Source organism: Faecalicatena sp. (assembly GCF_058819085.1).
This window is the reverse complement of record NZ_JBZUUL010000036.1, coordinates 136,361-152,544: the sequence shown is the minus strand read 5'-3', so window position 1 is coordinate 152,544 and position 16,184 is coordinate 136,361. Positions and strand designations below refer to the sequence as shown.

Annotated in this window: 16 protein-coding genes and 1 pseudogene; 13 read left to right on the top strand and 4 right to left on the bottom strand. The window is 46.5% G+C overall.

What is annotated here, in order from left to right; translation table 11 throughout:
- The first annotated feature begins 6 nt into the window (after positions 1–6).
- The 8 genes from AC4OGX_RS16880 to AC4OGX_RS16845 all read left to right on the top strand — a co-directional run bounded on the left by AC4OGX_RS16880 (position 7) and on the right by AC4OGX_RS16845 (position 9,720).
- A complete protein-coding gene (locus AC4OGX_RS16880) occupies positions 7–2,112 on the top strand; it encodes a BglG family transcription antiterminator (protein ID WP_493331819.1) in 2,106 nt (701 codons plus the stop codon).
- A gap of 287 nt (positions 2,113–2,399) precedes the next feature.
- Positions 2,400–2,867, top strand: coding sequence for a PTS sugar transporter subunit IIA (locus AC4OGX_RS16875; RefSeq protein ID WP_493331818.1), 468 nt, complete (start codon positions 2,400–2,402; stop codon positions 2,865–2,867).
- Complete coding sequence (gatB, locus tag AC4OGX_RS16870) at positions 2,864–3,145, top strand: PTS galactitol transporter subunit IIB (RefSeq protein WP_493331817.1); 282 nt, start codon at positions 2,864–2,866, stop codon at positions 3,143–3,145. The genes AC4OGX_RS16875 and gatB overlap by 4 nt, the downstream gene beginning before the upstream one ends.
- 38 nt (positions 3,146–3,183) lie before the next feature.
- A complete protein-coding gene (locus tag AC4OGX_RS16865; RefSeq protein WP_493331816.1) occupies positions 3,184–4,539 on the top strand; it encodes a PTS galactitol transporter subunit IIC in 1,356 nt (451 codons plus the stop codon).
- 20 nt (positions 4,540–4,559) lie between these two features.
- The gene (locus AC4OGX_RS16860; protein WP_493331843.1) at positions 4,560–5,609 is read left to right on the top strand and encodes a galactitol-1-phosphate 5-dehydrogenase; all 1,050 of its coding nucleotides are present in this window, start codon (positions 4,560–4,562) and stop codon (positions 5,607–5,609) included.
- A 5-nt stretch (positions 5,610–5,614) separates the two neighbouring features.
- The gene (gene pfkB, locus AC4OGX_RS16855) at positions 5,615–6,556 is read left to right on the top strand and encodes a 1-phosphofructokinase (protein WP_493331815.1); all 942 of its coding nucleotides are present in this window, start codon (positions 5,615–5,617) and stop codon (positions 6,554–6,556) included.
- 1 nt (position 6,557) lies between these two features.
- Complete coding sequence (locus AC4OGX_RS16850; RefSeq protein WP_493331814.1) at positions 6,558–7,409, top strand: class II fructose-bisphosphate aldolase; 852 nt, start codon at positions 6,558–6,560, stop codon at positions 7,407–7,409.
- A 289-nt stretch (positions 7,410–7,698) separates the two neighbouring features.
- Complete coding sequence (locus tag AC4OGX_RS16845) at positions 7,699–9,720, top strand: diguanylate cyclase domain-containing protein (RefSeq protein ID WP_493331813.1); 2,022 nt, start codon at positions 7,699–7,701, stop codon at positions 9,718–9,720.
- Here the strand turns inward: AC4OGX_RS16845 and AC4OGX_RS16840 are convergent.
- Both AC4OGX_RS16840 and AC4OGX_RS16835 read right to left on the bottom strand, forming a co-directional pair.
- Entirely contained in the window at positions 9,715–10,458 is a 744-nt protein-coding gene (locus tag AC4OGX_RS16840; protein WP_493331812.1) for an ABC transporter ATP-binding protein, read from the bottom strand. The genes AC4OGX_RS16845 and AC4OGX_RS16840 overlap by 6 nt on opposite strands.
- A 103-nt stretch (positions 10,459–10,561) precedes the next feature.
- Positions 10,562–10,747, bottom strand: a complete 186-nt coding sequence (locus tag AC4OGX_RS16835) for a ferredoxin (protein WP_493331811.1) — start codon at positions 10,745–10,747, stop codon at positions 10,562–10,564.
- Positions 10,748–11,034: 287 nt separating this feature from the next.
- Between AC4OGX_RS16835 and AC4OGX_RS16830 the strand changes: the two genes are divergently transcribed.
- Positions 11,035–11,853, top strand: a complete 819-nt coding sequence (locus AC4OGX_RS16830; RefSeq protein ID WP_493331810.1) for a nitroreductase family protein — start codon at positions 11,035–11,037, stop codon at positions 11,851–11,853.
- Between the two features lie 94 nt (positions 11,854–11,947).
- On the opposite strand, the gene AC4OGX_RS16825 is transcribed toward AC4OGX_RS16830, so the two are convergent.
- Positions 11,948–12,124, bottom strand: coding sequence for a hypothetical protein (locus tag AC4OGX_RS16825; protein WP_493331809.1), 177 nt, complete (start codon positions 12,122–12,124; stop codon positions 11,948–11,950).
- A 285-nt stretch (positions 12,125–12,409) separates the two neighbouring features.
- Here AC4OGX_RS16825 and AC4OGX_RS16820 point away from each other — a divergent pair, with 285 nt between their 5' ends.
- Complete coding sequence (locus tag AC4OGX_RS16820; RefSeq protein ID WP_493331808.1) at positions 12,410–13,234, top strand: AraC family transcriptional regulator; 825 nt, start codon at positions 12,410–12,412, stop codon at positions 13,232–13,234.
- A 10-nt stretch (positions 13,235–13,244) separates the two neighbouring features.
- On the opposite strand, the gene AC4OGX_RS16815 is transcribed toward AC4OGX_RS16820, so the two are convergent.
- A complete protein-coding gene (locus AC4OGX_RS16815) occupies positions 13,245–13,574 on the bottom strand; it encodes a winged helix-turn-helix transcriptional regulator (protein WP_493331807.1) in 330 nt (109 codons plus the stop codon).
- Positions 13,575–13,846: 272 nt separating this feature from the next.
- On the opposite strand from AC4OGX_RS16815, the gene AC4OGX_RS16810 reads away from it, so the two are divergent.
- From AC4OGX_RS16810 to AC4OGX_RS16800, 3 genes and pseudogenes are all read left to right on the top strand, one after another.
- Positions 13,847–14,452, top strand: a complete 606-nt coding sequence (locus AC4OGX_RS16810; protein ID WP_493331806.1) for a 4Fe-4S binding protein — start codon at positions 13,847–13,849, stop codon at positions 14,450–14,452.
- Positions 14,453–14,583: 131 nt separating this feature from the next.
- Positions 14,584–15,144 (top strand): annotated as a pseudogene (locus AC4OGX_RS16805) (ABC transporter permease); the annotation flags it as partial.
- A 66-nt stretch (positions 15,145–15,210) separates the two neighbouring features.
- Positions 15,211–16,167 (top strand): glycine betaine ABC transporter substrate-binding protein, encoded by a 957-nt coding sequence (locus tag AC4OGX_RS16800; protein WP_493331842.1) that lies wholly within the window; start codon positions 15,211–15,213, stop codon positions 16,165–16,167.
- The last annotated feature ends 17 nt before the right edge of the window (positions 16,168–16,184 follow it).

Genomic DNA, 16,184 nt, shown 5'->3' with positions numbered 1-16,184 from the left:
TTTTGAATGAACAAAAGGACTGTGTCTATCATAAACGAATTAAATCAATTGGACAGGCTGATACAGATTTCTGATCTGGCAGACCAATTTCAGGTTTCCCAGAGGACCATTCGGAATGATCTGAATGCGATCAATGAGATCCTGAGGGAAAACAGCCTTACAGAGCTTGAATTAAAAAGCGGGGGACAGATCCATAGAAATGAAGATTTTCCGAAGATATTAGGGTTGGTGTCTGATAAGGATTACTATGTGTACAAGCTCTCCAAAGAGGAACGAAAAACGATCGCAGCAGCTATGCTGATCAGCTCTTCAGAATATATCACTCTGTCTACCATTGCAGACAGCCTGTTTGTAAGCAGGGCAACGGTCATCAATGATCTGGACGATATCAAAGCCTATATCCGTTCTGGAAATCTGGAGGTTTTGTCTCATCCCAACAAAGGGCTGCGTGTGGAGGGAAGAGAAAGTGATAAACGCCTGTTCCTGATGGGGCTGGGTGGTGCAGCAGATACCATAGATACAGGTGGACGGGCGGCAGAAGAGGATGCAGCCTCTAAATATATCAGTGTCCGGGCTGGAAACAAGATCACCATCCAGAAGATCCTGAGTGAGCAGGAACATCTGCACAAGAGTTTTCTTACAGATGATTCCTTCCAGAAGCTGATATTATACCTTGGGATTATGGTGAATCGGAATCTCCAGGGGGAGTATATGGAGATCCGCAAGAAAAAAGATAACAGTAAATACAGGATGGCACAGGATATCCTGAGATATATCTCCCAGTACTGCCAGATCAACACGACGGAGGATGAAGTTCAGTTCCTGAGTGAAATGCTGACGATGGCCCGTTATATCAGGCAGAGGTCTAATGAACGCGAGGCCGTCAGAATACAGCTCATTACGAGACAGTTTATTGAAAATATTTCCGAAGAATTGGAGATCAACTTAAACAGTGATTATGATTTCTTTGAAAATCTGTCCAACCACCTGGAATCCGTCTTTACATCAAAACCGGCCTCTTATCCGGCAAACCCTCTCATCAGGGAAGTGTTAGAGGACAATCAGGATGTATTCGAAGTTGTGAAGAGGCAGCTTGGCGTGATCTGCCGGCATGTAGGAAGAGTGCTTACAGAGGATGAGGTGGCCTATATTACGATTCATGTCTGTGCCGCACTGGAACGGAAGAAGAATAAGGAAATAGCTTTCCATGTGATCGTTGCCTGTCATGGCGGCATCGGGACCTCTCAGCTTTTGATGGAAAGACTGAAGAAGCACTTTAATTTTCAGATCGTAGACATCATTTCTTCCCACGAGGCAAAAAATATTACCCAGAAGCAGGCCGATTTTATCATTTCTACGGTTCCACTGCCGGACTGCAGGGTGGAGTATGTGATCGTCTCCCCGATGCTAAGTGACGAGGATTATATCCGGGTCGGCAATAAGATCGATGCACTTCGTAACAGCCGACATCTTCCCTCACGCGTGGAAGCAAAGGAGATGACCGCAAAGGGGCTTTTGGAGCAGCTTGCCCCAGTCATCTATCGAATGGTGCCGGAAACTGCGCCGGACGTGATGAAAGAGGTCAGGAAGGTAGTGCGAGGATATTTTAAACAGTCTGTGGAGGCGGATGCAGAAATCTTTTCCCCGGATCTGCATCATCTTCTGCCGGAGAGCCATATCCAGCTAGGGGCAGAGTGTGCAGACTGGAGGGAGGCGGTTTTAAGATCGGCAGAGAAGCTTTTAGAAGAGGGATACATTGAAGAACGCTATATCGATGCAATGATCCATAATATAGAAGAAAACGGTCCCTATGTGGTCCTGGCCAGAGGATTTGCCGTTCCGCATGAAGGCTTGGAGCAGGGCAGTGTGAAGGTGGGCATGAACCTGATCCGTTTAAAGACTCCTGTGTGTTTTGGGGACGAGGAGAATGATCCTGTGGAATTCGTCTGCTGCCTAAGTGCGGTGGATCATAAGACTCATCTAAAAGCATTTTTTAACCTGGTCAATATGCTGCAGAATGGAGAATTTATAATGAGGCTCAGGAAATGCCAGACTGCACTTGAGGCTGCTCATATTATCGAGGAATTTGAATACAAGACGGCAGAATATTAACAGTCAGTTTCGCAGGAAGCTAAGCGAAAAACAGGGACGGTAAAAGCCGGTATAATAACAGAAGAACCAGCAAAAAGTAATTTCATAAGAATGGTCAAAATCCTTTCCCATATGTTTGAAATGATTTTGACCGTTCTATTTTTTTGCAAAAAAAGTGAAATACCTTTGACTGTTTTTCACAGGAGACACATGCTAGGATAGAGGTAAAGAAAGAGAGAAGCCGGCAAGCAAAAAATCTTTCAAGGTTTATCATCAATTAAGTGCTAAAAGCGAAAGGAGTTAGAGATATGATTTGGGAGGAGTTAAAAGATTCCCTGATCTTCACAGGGCTTAGGGCTGGGACTTCAGACGATGTCATGAGGCAGCTGGGTGCAGCCTTTATAGAGGAAGGATATTGTAAAGAAACCTATGCAGACGCCCTGATCAAACGGGAGAGGGAATTCCCGACGGGGCTGGATGTAAACGGGATCGGAGTGGCAATTCCACATACGGATGTCAGCCACGTGAACAAACCAGGGATCGCGATCGCAGTTTTAGAGGATCCGGTCATCTTTATCCAGATGGGGACGGACGATGAGACGACTCAAGTCAGGCTTGTATTTATGCTGGCGGTGAAGGATCCGAATGCGCATTTAGAGAATTTGCAGCAGATCATAGCCATCATCCAGGATACAGATGTTTTAGAGAAATTATTAGAGGTAAAAGAGAAAAAAGAAATCATTGAGATCATCAGAGAAAAGGAGAATTCATTATGAAAAAGAAAGTAATCGTAGCATGTGGCGGAGCAGTAGCAACTTCAACTATCGCAGCAAATAAAGTCGTAGAATTGTGTAAAAAGAATGGGATCGACGTAGAAATCTGTCAGATCCGAATTTCAGAGATCGAGTCAAATCTTCCGGGAACGAGCCTGATCGTTACAACATCCAAGGTCAAGAGAGACTATGGGGTACCGCTGATCACAGGGATGCCTTTTATTTCCGGTGTAGGCGTGGAGAAAACAGAAGCGGCCATACTGGATGTATTGAAAGATTGATCGAATGCTTAAGAAAACATTCTGGAGGATGATGAGAAATGTTGGAAATGATAGGAAATGGAATTAATTACATAATCGATATGGGGGCTTCTGTTATGCTTCCCATCGTGATAGCAGTCATCAGTATATGCATAGGGATCAAAGTCGGAAAAGCAGTCCGTTCCGGCTTGATGATCGGGGTTGGCTTCGTGGGGCTTGGCCTGATCGTAGACATGATGAATGCAGAGCTGGGACCGGCAGCGCAGGCAATGTCAGAGCGCTTTGGGCTGTCCTTAAGTGTTGTGGATATCGGCTGGCCGGGGGCATCCCCGATTACCTGGTCTTCTAATATTGCGACTGTTGCGATACCGGTCGCGATTCTGGTGAATGTGGTCATGCTTGTGACAAAACTGACAAGAACAGTCAATATTGATATCTGGAATATCTGGCATATGACATTCACGGGAGCCATCGCATATGCGGTGACAGGAAAATTCTGGATCGGAATCCTGGGCGTAGTCGTACATGCAGCCATTGCGTATAAACTAGGAGATATCTGGGCTCCACTGATGTCGGATTATTTTGAACTAGATGGTCTGACGGTACCGCATGGAACCTCCGCTTATATGGCCCCCATCGCTTGTGTGATCGATGCAGTCATTGATAAGATTCCGGGCATGAATAAGATCGATCTTACTGCCGATACACTGCAGGAGAAGGTGGGTGTCCTGGGCGAGCCTATCGTTATCGGAGGAATCCTGGGTACGGCAGTGGGCTTCCTGGCAGGATACGGTCCCCAGGCGGCACTTCCCTTGGGCGTAAAAATGTCTGCTGTTATGGTGCTGATGCCGAAGATCGTAAAATGTATCATGGAAGGGCTGATGCCGATCTCAGAGAGGGCAAAGGAGATCATGTCTAAGAAATTTGGAAATTCCCAGTATTATATCGGGCTGGACCCGGCGATTCTTCTGGGAGACTCCCAGGTTGTGACAGCGGGGCTGATCTTTATCCCCCTGACACTGCTGATCGCAGTAATTGTGCCAGGAAATAAGGTGCTTCCCTTTGGGGATCTGGCTACCATTGGCTTCTTTATTGCAATTGCTGTGGCAGTACATAAGGGAAACTTATTCCGTACCTTGATCTCAGGAAGTGCCATTATGTTCGTTACGATCTGGATCACAAACCAGACGATTCCATGGCTGACTAAGCTGGCAGTGACAACAGGTACTACAGACGGGAGCAGCCTGATGGCGGCAATGGATCAGGGAGGATCTCCTATTACATACGTGTTTACACAGATCTTTGCAAGAGAAAACCTGATGGGAATGGTAGTTGTCCTGATCGGTTATCTTTTCTGCATAATATTTGCAGTCCGCTGCTCTAAGAAAAGGGCAGCAGAATCAGAAGAAGCTTAAGTGAAAGAAGAGGATGAATGATGAAAGCAGGAGTTGTCCACGCAAAAAATGATATTCGCTATGAAGAGTGTGAAAAACCTGTTCCTCAAAAAGGACAGGTGTTGATAAAAGTAAAGTATACCGGAATCTGCGGTTCTGATGTGCCAAGGGTAAATGGGGACGCATGCCATTTTTTTCCGAATATACTGGGACATGAATTTTCCGGGGTCGTTGAGGAGGTGGGAGAAGGGGTTACAAAAGTCTCTTTGGGAGACCGGGTTGCCGGAGTTCCTCTTGTCCCATGCATGGAATGTGAGGACTGCCAGAGGGGGGATTATTCCCTGTGCAGGCACTATAGCTTCATCGGGTCCCGCGAATTCGGAAGCTTTGCAGAGTATGTGGTTGTCCCGGAAAGGAATGCGGTTCCGTTTGATGATGAAGTTTCCTTTGAGCAGGGTGCCTTTTTTGAACCTGCCACAGTGGCACTGCATGGATTAAAAAGACTGTCCTACGAGGGCGGCAGAACAGTGGCCATCCTTGGAGGCGGGACGATCGGGATGTTTGTTATGCAGTGGGCTAAAATCTTCGGGGCAGAAAAGGCAGTAGTATTCGATATCGCTGATGAACGTCTAGAGCTTGGGAAAAGGCTGGGTGCCACAGCCGGGATCAATACGCTTGAGCCGGATTATATGGATAAGGCACTTGCACTGACGGATGGAAAAGGATTTGACTATGTGTATGAGACTGCCGGAAATACCATCACAATGAAGATGGCATTTGAATTGGCTGCTAATAAAGCAGGTGTCTGCTTCGTAGGTACACCGACAAGGGATTTAAGCTTCACAGTAAAAGAGTGGGAGAATATGAACCGTAAGGAATTTACCCTGACAGGCTCCTGGATGTCCTACAGTGCACCCTTTCCAGGGGAAGAGTGGAAGCTTACGGCGCACTATTTCAGAACAGGTAAGTTAAAATTTGATGATTCCTTCCTCTACAAAAAGATCCCGCTCAGCCAGATTGGGAGTGCATTTGAGATGTACAAGACACCGGGAAACGTGAAAGGAAAGATACTGATCGACAGTGAGAGGTAAAAACGATGATAACAACAGTGACATTGAATGCGTCCATCGATAAGGCGTACTTCATGGACCGCCGCATTGAGAACGGATCGGTCATGCGTGTTGCCTCCTGTAAAAACAGCGCAGGCGGGAAAGGGCTGAATGTAGCACGGGTCATAAAGATCTGTGGGGAGGAGGTGCAGGCAACAGGATTTTCGGGTGGTTTTAACGGGGCTTATCTGGAATCCCTGCTTTGTCAGGATGGCATCTTACATCGGTTCGTCCATGTTGCGGCAGAGACGAGAAGCTGCATCAATATTTTAGATGAGGGATACGGATCTACAGAATACCTGGAGCCTGGCGCAGCTGTCACGATGCAGGAGCAGAACGCGTTCCTTGAGCGTTTCCCTGAGCTGATCTTAGACAGCAGTGTCGTAACTCTCTCGGGGAGTGTGCCTGCAGGGATCTCTAAAGATATCTACCAGCAGCTGGTACAGTGCGCGATGGATATGGGGAAGCAGGTGATCTTAGATACCAGCGGGGAACTTTTAAAGAATGGATTAAAAGCATGTCCAACCATGATAAAACCGAACAAGGATGAGATCGAGGCTCTTTTCGGGATTCAAGTGAAAGGGTTTGAGGATGTGGTGAGCTGTGCATGGAAACTTTACAAGAGAGGAATTCCTTATGCTGTGATTTCTCTTGGCGGGGAGGGGGCTCTGCTTGCATGCAGTGAGGGCGTTTGGCATGGAAAGGTCCCCAGGCTTGAAGCTGTTAATACCGTTGGATGCGGGGATTCCATGGTAGGAGCTTTCGCCGTGGCAATGGAAAGGAAGTATACTCCGAAAGAGGCACTTAAGTTTGCTGTGGCAACGTCAGCAGCGGCTGCTCTTTCGCCAAGGACCGGGTATTTTGAACGTAAGGTACAGGAAAGAATCTTTAACCAGGTAGAGATAAATAGAATAGAAAAGAGGGAATAGGATGCCATTAGTGACAACAAAGGAATTATTGTTGGATGCACAGGAAAAAGGTTATGCAGTGGGTGCGTTCAATGTGGAAAATATGGAGATGGTGCAGGCTGTGGCCGCAGCAGCAGAGGAGCTTAAATCCCCGGTCATCATGCAGACCACGCCGTCTACGGTGAAATATGCGGATCTTGACTTTTTTTATGCAAATGTAAAAGCAGCGGCAGAGAAGGTGAGTGTGCCTGTCGTTATGCATCTGGATCATGGCAGCAGCTTTGAGCTTGCCATGCAGGCCTATCGGGCTGGTTATACGTCCATCATGATCGATGGCTCCCACGGAACCTGGGAGGAAAATGTTGCTATTAGCAGGGCAGTTGCAGATGCATGTCATCCGGCAGGAATTCCGGTGGAAGCAGAGCTTGGAAAGGTCGGAGGGAAAGAGGATGATCTGGAGGCAGGAGCGGGGAATCCTTACACAGATCCGGAAGAGGCTGCGCGTTTTGTAGAATTGACCAGGGTGGATTCCCTGGCAGTTGCGGTCGGTACTGCACATGGTGTATACACAGGGATTCCGAAGCTGGACCTGGACCGCCTTTGCGAGATCAGAAAGCGGGTATCTGTCCCGCTTGTCCTTCATGGGACCTCCGGAGTACCCGATGAGACTGTGCGCGAATGTATCAAACGAGGCATCTGCAAGGTGAACTATGCAACGGATCTGCGTATCGCTTTTACAAAAGGACTTAGATCAGTCCTTCATGCCCAGCAGGATATAATCGATCCCAAAAAATATAATGCGGCCGGAAGAGAGCAGGTAAAGCGCTATGTAATGGAAAAAATAATCGTCTGCCAAAGCAACGGAAAGGCATAAAGAAAGTCTTATAAAAGATAGCCAGGAGTCATATGAGAATGCTGAGAATATGACTCCTGGCTTTATGTTTACAGGGGGTCAGGCATATTTTGTCGAAAAAAACCACAAAATTAATTTATGAAAAGCCTTCGAAAGATATACTTTTTTGGAAAATAATGGTAATATATTATACGCAGCTTGAATCAAAAGAACCAGACTCTGAAAAGATATCTATGGGGTGGTGTTTTTGGAAAATAATTTTAAGGGACAGCTAAAGGGCCGTCTCAGTATAAAAAAAGAAATATTTTTTGTGGGATTTTTATTTTTTATCCTGATATCCTTATTGTTTGCGGGGATCTTTCTGTGGGTTGTGTATGACAACAGCGAGGAAAGCGTGAGGAATCAGCTGCGTGACTGTAACAGCCAGATCGTGACATATATGGTAGGGATGTTTTATGAGAGCTCTTCTGTCATTGAGATCCTTTCACATGATGAGGCTGTGATCAATGCCAATGAAGACAGCTATGATCAGGTAATTGAGACAATGGCAAAGGTGGAGAAGGAGATTCCGCGCGTAACATATATTTATGCAGGGTATACAGATGGTAAGATCTGTGTTGCCGGTTATCCGCTGCCGGAGAAATCCGATGCGACGGAAAGACCGTGGTATTTGGCAGCCAGGAGGCAGGACGGTGTTGCCCAGACTTCCTATAAGGATATGATCACAGGGGAATGGCTGTTAAGCCAGAGCAAAAGACTGATCAATAAAAATGGGAAATTTACCGGTGTTATTGCCATTGACTGCTCCAATGAAAGTATTAACAAGCAGCTAAGTACAACGTATCATTATGAATCACAGAGAAGCTTTCTGGTGAATACTAAGGGTCTGATCCTGGCTCACCCGGATGAGGAAGAGATAAATGAGTCGGTGCAGACGCGGATCGACAGTGACGTCTGGGATGAGATCGTAGCCGGAGAGCGCAATTATGCCTACTTTAAGAAGGACGGGGTCATGAAACTTGCGTACTTCGAATGGATTCCGGAGACCCGGCTTCTTGCGGGAACGACGATTGACAGGGCAGAGATCTTTAAACCTGTTTACTATAGTTTTATTTCTCTTATTCTTTTGATCCTGATCGTTTCGCTTGTATTGAGTTTTATTTTAAGCAAAGTGTTAAGTGTTCGTTTTGCGGAACCTATCATAGAGCTGGCGGAGCGTGTGCAGCACCTGGCAAAGGGGGATGTAGATACGCTTGAGGCCTCCTGGTTTTCGAATAAGGAGATCGATGAGATCTCGGACGGGATCCAGGCGATCGTCCATGAAGCAGTGATCAGGGAGGAGAAGAGAAAAGCCGCCGAATACTTAAGCTTCCACGATTCCATGACAGGGCTGTTCAACAGGCGTTATTTTGAACGGGAACTGATGAAGCTGGATGGGAAGCAATATCTGCCTCTGTGTATCGTGGGCTGCGACCTGAATGGTTTAAAGTTTGTAAATGATGTATTTGGACACGCAGCGGGTGACCGGCTGATATGCAAGGCGGCAGAATGCCTTAAGGAAGGCTGCGGGGACAGGGGCGTCCTTGCACGCACCGGTGGGGATGAGTTTACGATCATTTTCCCGAAAATGTCAGGAGAAGAGGCGAGGGAGATAATCCTTGGGATCCAGGAGATATTTGAACGCCCGTCTGTGTGCGGAATGAAGGTATCTGTGTCCATGGGATATGCATTAAAGGAAGACTGCCTGCAGCCCATCGGTGAGACGTTAAAAGCGGCGGATGAGATGATGTATGCGCAGAAGCTCAGCAAAAGCAGCCAGATAAAGCACAGCATGGTGTCTGATATTATGGGACAGGCAGCAAAGAACGGCCTGATCAGAGATTTAACAATGGAAGAGGAGAAGCTTCTGGAGGGATTTACGAAAAGTCTTAATGTCAAGTCCGCAAATCTGCTGAAAAAGAGTTATCAGCTTAGAAAAGTGGGAATGTGTACCTTTGCAGATCTGGAGCTGTCGGCACAGAGCCGGGAAGACAGTACGATACGGCAGCATTCGGAGATTTCATACCGGATCTTGTCTACGCTGGATGAATATCACGAAGAGGCCGACTGTATCTTGTATTACACGGAGCATTGGGATGGAAGCGGGCAGCCGGCCGGACTATCTGGAGAGGACATCCCTCTTATGTCAAGGATCCTGGCACTTTCTGAGGCTTACTTTGAGGGAATGAGTCTGGAGGAGATCCGGGAAAAGGCCGGACGATGGTTTGATCCTAAACTTGTGGATATTCTGCTTTCAATAAAGGGACATGAAAAAATGGAGGGACTGTTATAGTTCCTCCATTTTTTCCATGATCATCTGATAGTATGCTCTCTGTGTCTCGTTTTTATTTCCTTCAGGCCGGACGATGGTTTCCAGGATCAAGCCGTCCTTTAGAAGGACTGTTTTCTGGCTGTAGCTTGCAAGCTTAGGGTCATGAGTCACAAGGATGACAGTTTTGCCCATGTCATGGTTGATCTCTTCTAACGCATGGATCACGACTTCACCGGACTGGCTGTCCAGGTTTCCTGTGGGCTCATCCGCCAGAAGAATATCAGGATTGTTGATCAGTGCGCGGCAGATGGCGGTCCGCTGCTTTTCCCCGCCGGAAAGCTCAGAGGGATATTTTTTTGTCAGAGCAGCGATCCCAAAACGTGCGGCGATCTCTTGAGTACGCTTCTGCATGGTCTTTGAATCCTTTTTGTCCAGGATCATAGGGAGCTTGATGTTCTGCTCTACTGTGAGGCAGTCCATCAGCCGCGAATCCTGATGCACGTAACCGATCTCTCTGCGCCGGATATCAGCCAGCTGGGAATCCCACAGGTCCTCGGAATCTTCCCCTCTGAAATACACCTTGCCTGAGGTGGGGCGGTCCACCAGCCCTAATACTTTTAAAAAGGTACTTTTGCCGCCGCCGGAGCGGCCCATGATTGTGATAAACTCTCCCTCATGGGCGCTGAAATCCAACCCTTTGAGTACCTCGATCGTACCATAGTCTCTTACCAGTTCTTTTACTTCGATCACTGTATCCATATCTGCCTCCCCATCAGCCAAACCAGAAATGTGCTAAGTCCAATATAGCACGGTTTAGGGTAGAACTTCAATAGATGGGGCATTTTTTTGACTGTACGGTCTGCTATTCGACGGCTATAACGCTTACGGGGCAGTTATCTGCCGCCTCCTGTGCCATTTCTTCGGTGTCAGAAGTGATATCTCCGATCACCTCTGCAAGTCCGTCGTCAGCCATGCCGAAAACCTCCGGACAGGTTGCTATGCACAGGCCGCAGCTGATACATCCGTCTCTGTCAATTTCTGCTTTCATGTAAATGCTCCTCCTTTTTTACGATTGCTGCATTCCCCGGTCTGCCGTTTCATCATTTTCTGATATGACTGCCATGAAAATAGGGTGTGGCAGGCAAAGTCCTTAAGGCCACGTAGGAATGTTCTGATATAGTATGTCCGTTAAATGGAAATATATGTGAAACAGCTGTCCTGTTGAGGCTGTCATTATTGAAAGAATGTTTATTATAATGCAGAAATTCAGAAAAATGGAACGGTATCTGCTCAGCATAGCAAATGGATAGGAATTCGTGATATAATAAAAAACAGATGGAAGATAAGGAGGTATTGATCGTAATGGTAAAAATAGAACAGGATATCTGTATTGGCTGTGGAGCATGCATTAAGGACTGCTTCGGCAGGGCGCTTGCTCTGGAGGATGGAAAGGCAAAGGTGACCAGGCCCTGTATGGAATGTGGACACTGCGTGGCTTTATGCCCGGCAGGAGCCGTATCTATCCCGGAATATGATATGGAGGACGTCGAAGAGTATGATGCAGAGACATTTTGTGTCAGACCGGAAAATATGCTCCACGCGGTAAAGTTTCGAAGGAGTATCCGTAATTACAGGCCGGATAAGGTTGAGAAGGAGAAGGCAGAGCATATCCTGGATGCGGGGCGCTACAGTGCAACCGCCAGGAATCTGCAGGGCTGTACCTTTGTCTTTGTGCAGGAGGATTTGGAAGTATTTAAGCAGTTGTTATGGGAGGAGATGCCGGAACTTTTAAAACAGCTGAAAAAGACGGCGCCGGTATACGCTAGGATCTTCAGCGGCTTTTATGAGAAATGGAAGGCGGATCCAAAGGCAGATGATTTATTCTTTAATTCTCCTGCTTTTCTGGTGATCGCGTCAGACAATCCCTTAGACGGAGGGCTGGCAGCTGCCAATATAGAGAATGTGGCCGCAGCAGAAGGACTGGGAGCACTGTACAGCGGCTATCTGATGCGTATCGTCAGTGCAAGACCTGCATTAAGGGAATGGCTGGGGATAGGAGAAAAGGCAGTTTCCTGCTGTATGCTTCTGGGATATCCAGCAGTTACATATCTGCGTACAGCACCAAGACGCAAGGGAGACATCATCTGGAAATAATACAAAAACAGCAGGTTCCTGAAATAGGGGATACCTGCTGTTTTACTCTTCTTTCTGTACTTTCTTGACTTCTTTGTATTCCATGACGTTCACACTATCTGTTTCTTAATTTTGTCGGAATGTAAGTACCGCCGTTCATAGAAATCAGACCAGCACAGATGACCTCGCTGTTTTCAAGCATGTAATTTTTGAAGCGCTCGAATAAAGAAACCTTCTTTTCATAGTTTACAGAAGCCGTAGCTTTCATTGTTGCTGCACATGTATTACTCATAGTACATTCTCCTTTCTTTTTTGACATTTCCTTTTGACAGTTATTATGATATCACGCGCAAAAGATAGATTTTAGATAATATTTTGACTTTTTATTAGGTCAATATTGACATTTGTGAAAAGAGGATATAAGGTATACCCAAAGGGCATCCCGCAACACATGCCCTCCGGGCGGGTCCGCAGCATAAGCTGCGGAGTAAGGTATACCCAAAGGGCACCCCGCAACACATGCTCCTTTAGATTGATTTTATAAGAAAGAATAAAAAGGGGAAGGAGGAACCGAAAAATGCTTTATGAACCGCTTTATAAGCTGGAGAAAACAGGAATCGATATTCAGTATTACACCAATAAGGGCCAGTACATTCCTGCACACTGGCATGCTGCGGTGGAGCTGATCTATATATTGAATGGAGTCGGAAATGTTATCTTTGAGGGGAAGGACCATACGATGGTGGCAGGGGAGTTTGTGATCGTGGACTCTAACCAGATTCATGAATTGAAATGTGCCAAGGCATCCATGATGGTGGTCATCCACTATTCCAGAAACAGAATGAAGACCTATCTTGAGGAGATTGACGAATTCAGGTTTGAGTGCTCCCGGGAAACGCTGGATAAGGAAAGGGTTGGAAAGTATCTGGAAGTCTGTAATCTGCTGAAAAGGCTGCCGCCTCTCTATGTGACACAGCCGCTGGGATACCAACTGCAGAATCAGGCAGTGGCAATGGAAATATTTTTTGAAATGCTCAGCAGCTTTTCCATACGGGGAGAAGAAACGGGGATCGCCGAGAAAGAGACGAGCCTGGAACGCCTGGGGGAGATCACGGATTATATAGAAGAGCACCATACCGAGAGTATTTCACTGGAAAGTATTGCATCGCATTTTTTCCTGAGCAGGGAATACTTCAGCCGCTTTTTTAAGAAAAACATGGGAGTGACCTTTTCCAGATATGTGAATCAGGTCCGTCTGATGCACATTTACTATGATATCTGTAACACCGGAGACGGGATCATGGAGCTGGCAGAGAAGCACGGTTTTACGAATTATAAGCTGTTCAACCGGATGTTCCATGAGATCTACGGGTGTTCACCGCGGGAGGTGCGGCAGAAGTAAAAAAGATTGGCTATTTACCAATCTTTTTTTTATAGGCTGTACCCCACTCGATCATAGAATCCAGGATCGGTTTTAAACTTATCCCTGTTTCTGTAAGTGAGTATTCAACTCTGGGAGGGACTTCCGGGTAAACTTTCCGATTAACCAGACCGGAGGCCTCCAGTGACCTTAAGTTACTGGTGAGCACCTTTTGGCTGATCCCGCCGACGGAGCGCATGAGTTCGTTGAAGCGTTTTGTTCCGCTAAGGAGATCCCGGATGATCAGAACCTTCCACTTGTCTCCGATGAGCTGAAGTGTCATTTCAACAGGGCACTCAGGAATTCTAGTTATGGTTTCCATAATTGCTGTCCTCCTTGTACTTCATATAAATAAGAAATGGTATCCAAAAAACAGTAAATATTTTTGGGTGACTATGGGACAATTATATACCTTGGATCTGCAAAAGAAAAGCAGTTACAATAAAGTAGTATAGTTTCTAAAAGATACCAGGACACTTTTTTGTGCGTACTTTACGTTTAGAACCTGGGAAGATATGATATCTGTATAAGGAAGGCCTGTTTTCAGGGAAGCCGGAAGCAGAGTATAAAAAGCTGGGAAAGGTGGGAAGACATATGAATGAAAAGGCAAGAAAATATGTAGATATGTTTCGGCAGGTGAAGATAGCATCGGCGGCAACGGTGGATAAAGAGGGACATCCCCACAGCCGGATCATTAATATCATGATTGCATCTGATGAGGGAATGTATATTGTCACATCAAAGGGAAAACCGTTTTATGAACAGCTGGTGGAGACAGGAGAGATCGCATTAAGTGCGATGTGTCCAAACTGCCAGTCACTGAAATTTAACGGAAAGGTAAAGATGGCGGGAAAGGAATGGCTTGAAAAAGTATTCAGGGACAACCCGGGAATGAATGAGGTTTATCCGGGAGAGACAAGGTTGATATTAGATGTATTTCTGATTTATGAGGGGTGCGGAGAATGGTTCGACCTGCTTCACCATCCTATTAACAGGGAAGCTTTTTCCTATGGGACGGAAGAAGAAAAAGCAGGATTTTTGATCAGGGACTCCTGTATAGGCTGCGGTGAATGCAGAAAGGTCTGTCCGCAGGAATGCATCACAGAAGGTTCACCATTTATTATACAGGCAGAGCACTGTCTGCACTGCGGGGCATGCAGGGATGTCTGTCCTGTAGATGCTGTTCTTAAACTACAATAGAAAGGTAAAAACGAACATATATTCGAAAACGTTCTTGCTTTCAGGGCGGTTTTGCATTATACTGATATTAATACACATAATAATCATGTCGGTGTTAAGACAAAAGAAAGAGAGAGGAATGGGAGAGGTCAATGAATGAAGTTTTGATCAAGATGCAGTCGTATTTTGCCAACAGTATGGATGAGTATCTGACCAGCCTGGGTGAACATATCAGTATCAGTCTTTTATCACTGCTTGTGGCTGCTCTGATCGGGATTCCTCTCGGGTATCTGTGTGTTAGGTATGGAAAGACGAAGAGATGGATCGTCGGGATCTTTCAAGTGCTGAGGATCATTCCAAGCCTGGCGGTCCTGATCCTTTTGATTCCCATTATGGGGACGGGCGTCAGGCCGGCAATGACTGCGCTTATACTGCTTGCTGTGCCTGCGATCCTGATGAATACGGCGGATGGTTTCGAGGCGGTCCCGGAGTTTATGCTGGAGACGGCAGCCGGGATGGGGATGACACTAAGACAGATATTTTGGAAGGTAAAGGTGCCGCTTGCGGCCCCATCCATTTTGACCGGAGCAAGGACGGCTATGATCGAGATCATAGCCAGTGCGACGATCGCGGCAAAGATCGGTGCAGGAGGTCTGGGCGGGATCATTTTTACCGGTTTGGGCCTGAACAGGACGGACCTGCTTTTGGCAGGCGGGGTCTCAGTTGCACTTTTGTCGATCCTGACAGGTGTGATTTTTAATCTGCTGGAAAGGATATTCATGAAGTATAAGTATACAGGAAAAGGAGAAAAGAAGATGAGATCAAAGATGAAGAGAATCGCAGCAGCGTGTCTGTGTGCAGTGATGCTTGTTTCGCTTACGGCGTGCGGAGGTAAGAAGGATGAAAAAGGAAAGTCAGGGGATGCTGCAGGCAGTGTGATACGTGTTGGATCCAAGGATTTTACGGAAGGGATGATCGTATCCGAGATCTATGCTCTTGCGCTGGAGGATGCAGGGTATGAGGTAGAGCGTGTGTTTGATATTGCAGGTTCTGTGATCCACACATCCATCGTGAATGATGAGATCGATCTGTATCCGGAATATACAGGCACAGGTCTTCTCTCTGTTTTAGGGATGGATCTGATTACAGACCCTCAGGAGGTCTATGATACGGTTAAGGATGAATATGAAAAGCAGTTTCAGCTTACATGGCTTGATTATTCTCAGGCGAATGACGGACAGGGGCTGGTTATCCGTACCGATCTGTCAGAAAAGCTGGGGATCAAGACGATTTCTGATCTGCAGAAGCATGCCTCAGAGCTCAGATTTGCTTCACAGGGAGAGTTCAATGAGAGAGAAGACGGCATCCCGGCCCTGGAAAAGGCGTATGGGAAGTTTGACTGGAAGTCTTCCAAGGTCTACGACGGCGGACTAAAATATGAGGTCCTCTCCAATGATGAGGCTGACGTGACACCGGCTTATACGACTGAAGGGCCCCTTGCTGACAAGGAGAAGTTCACGCTTCTTGAGGATGACAAGCAGGTATGGCCTCCGTATAATCTGGCACCGGTCGTACGCGACAATGTATTAGAAGCTCATCCGGATATTGCAGATATCCTGAATGGAATCAGTGCCAAGATGGATACCGAGTCAATCACGGCTTTGAATGCAAAGGTAGATGTAGATAAAGAAGAGTACGAGGATGTTGCTAAGGAATATTACGATTCCATTAAGTAAGAAAGAGATGAAGATCC